Source organism: Texcoconibacillus texcoconensis (genome assembly GCF_014202575.1).
Classification (GTDB): Bacteria; Bacillota; Bacilli; order Bacillales; family Salisediminibacteriaceae; genus Texcoconibacillus; species Texcoconibacillus texcoconensis.
The window spans coordinates 1-2,507 of record NZ_JACHHB010000034.1; the positions used below are offsets into that span (position 1 = coordinate 1).

1 protein-coding gene, 1 tRNA gene and 2 pseudogenes are annotated in these 2,507 nt (G+C 40.2%); 1 reads left to right on the forward strand and 3 read right to left on the reverse strand.

Annotation, left to right across the window (positions count from 1 at the left end):
- Positions 1 to 17 precede the first annotated feature (17 nt).
- The 3 genes and pseudogenes from HNQ41_RS16485 to HNQ41_RS16495 all read right to left on the reverse strand — a co-directional run.
- Positions 18 to 92: transfer RNA gene (locus tag HNQ41_RS16485), tRNA-Glu, on the reverse strand.
- A 536-nt stretch (positions 93 to 628) separates the two neighbouring features.
- A pseudogene (gene tnpB / locus HNQ41_RS16490) lies at positions 629 to 1,858 on the reverse strand (IS200/IS605 family element RNA-guided endonuclease TnpB).
- 7 nt (positions 1,859 to 1,865) lie between these two features.
- A pseudogene (locus tag HNQ41_RS16495) lies at positions 1,866 to 1,964 on the reverse strand (transposase); the annotation flags it as partial.
- Positions 1,965 to 2,242: 278 nt separating this feature from the next.
- Between HNQ41_RS16495 and HNQ41_RS16560 the strand changes: the two are divergent.
- The coding region (locus HNQ41_RS16560; protein WP_221301983.1) for a hypothetical protein at positions 2,243 to 2,507 on the forward strand (265 nt) is incomplete at its 3' end.

The window sequence follows — 2,507 nt, forward strand, 5'->3', positions numbered from 1 at the left end:
AGCTAATCCTCCATTATTGGTGACCCGTAGGGGATTCGAACCCCTGATACCGCCGTGAAAGGGCGGTGTCTTAACCACTTGACCAACGGGCCATTGCTGATCATTTTCAGTATCGCGTTAGCGACATTTATTAATATACATCAAATTCTAATAAACTGCAACAGTTTTTTGATATTCCGATATAATTTTTTAACTTTCTCTATTACATTTTGATGTGACTATTAAATGTAAAGTAGGAACATATTGTGTGAAATCAAGAATACGATTAATAATCTTAACGAATATACAACGTTTTGACAATGTTTTTCTTTAAAGCAATCGTATCATAATAACTCATTTTCATATATCCTACTTCCTCTTATCCGACAGCTTTTCAATCGTGTTCCTTAGATAGAACAAATAACATCTACTTCTGTTGGGGAGTGGAGAACGTACAGTCCAAGGATAGGGTGAACTCCCCCAATTATTCCCCTTCGGGTCGCTTGAAGAGGGAGACTTCTTTCGAGAAGCCGTTAAAGCTAAGAGAGAAATTTGATGTTTCGAAGGTTGAATTACCTCGTTTCTTTGAACTACTCGTGATCGAAATCACGAGATTCCTAAGTACAGAAATCTAACGATTTCTAATTGATTAGGCGATCCCCACAGTCCCTGCGGTTAATCGTAATGCTTCTTTACGAAAGTTGATACTTGCGTTAATATCCCTTTGGTGGTGACGATTACATGCGGGGCAAGTCCACTCACGCAAAGCAAGATTTTTAACGTCTTTGTGTTTATGATCACAATTCGAACATAGCTGACTTGAAGCGAAGTTTTTGGCTACGGGAACGACTTGTTTTCCATACCATTTCGCTTTGTACTCAAGCATGTTTCTGAATTGTGACCATGATACCTCACTAATCGCCTTTGCAAGATTATGATTTTTTAGCATATTTTTAACGGACAAATCTTCAATACCGATGATATCGTGGTTTGGGGCAACAGGATGGTGGTCATGCAAGCGTTGCCGCAGGACGCGGCGCTTTTAGCTTGCGTACCTCTCGGTTGTGATTTTGTCTAACATGTCTTTTCTTGCATGAGCGATTTTCTCATAGAGACGAGCGACTTTGATTTTTTGTTTGTGCCAATTTGAACCGCCAATTGTTCGTCTGCTCATCACTCGTTGTGCTTTTGCTAATTTTTCTTCTAGTTTTCGGAAAAGCCTCGGGTTACTATATACAGTGCCATCTGAAAGTGTTGCAAAATCTTTCAATCCAACATCTATACCTACTGCTGAATTCGTTTTCTTAAATTTCTCTACTTCGGTTTCAAATAAAATTGAAATGAAGTATCTACCCGATGGATTTCGTCTGATGGTTGCTCTCATAATGCGACCATCTACCTCACGACTTTTTGCAAATCGAACGTTCCCGATTTTTGGGAGTTTAATATGTTTGTCCAAAACAGCGATATTTCCATTTACACATTTCGTCGTATACGACTGAACGGGATGCTTTTTGGTTTTGAAGCGAGGCGCCCGGTTTTGCTTTTTGTAGTAACGGGTATAGGCATCATTTACGTCTTCAACGGATTTTGGGAGGGCAATACTGTCGACTTCCTTGAGGAATGGATAATACTTCTTCAACTCACGAACTGCTGTGATGGATTTGTGTTTATTGAAAAATTCACCTTTCCAGTTGTTTTTCGTAAGCTGTCCATTTTGCACCATTTCATTGACGATATACCAATAAGCATCTTTCTCTTTTTGTTTGCCTACGAAATAATTATATACTAAGCGTGAACATCCCATCGTCTTATTGATGAAGACCATTTGTTTTTGATTTGGATAGATGCGGAATTTGTAAGCTTTTTTGACTTTCATTTTATTTTCACCTCACTTTCTGATTTTGGATATATTGTCGTATCTGTGCTTCTGTTTGTTCGCTTACAGTTGTGACAAAGTAAGAAGGGTTCCAAAGTCCTCTGCCATGCTTGGCTTCAACCATGTCACCACCGACTTCAAATATAGGATAACATATGTTCGTATGATTCAAGGTGGATTTGCAGTTGATAACTGTGTTTTCGCGATTCGCTTACTTGACGTCACACGACATAGTCGGACAATTAACGTGTCAAAAGACACGCCTTGTCCGAAGCCGATTCATCTCATAACTGAAGTCACGAGTGTTCTCGGCTTTATCATAAAACTATTTCGGTGGATAAGTGAGAACAGACTGGTTGAGGAAACACGAGGTAAATAACGAAATTGTCAAACTATTATAGCGGGATGTTATTTTTTGTTTTTCTCTCTTCCCCCTTTTCACCTTACGGTGATCAAGTTCTTGAAAACATAAAAAAAGCACATCACTTCTGCGACATGCCATCAAATGCCTGCGGCGTCCTACTCTCACAGGGGGCACCCCCAACTACCTTCGCCGGGCTGCGGAATCCGATTAACGGCGAATTTCTTCGTCACCTGCTCTCTCTCGATTCTCATGGACGGGTGTCCATTCCGAGTCTCGATCGCTTGC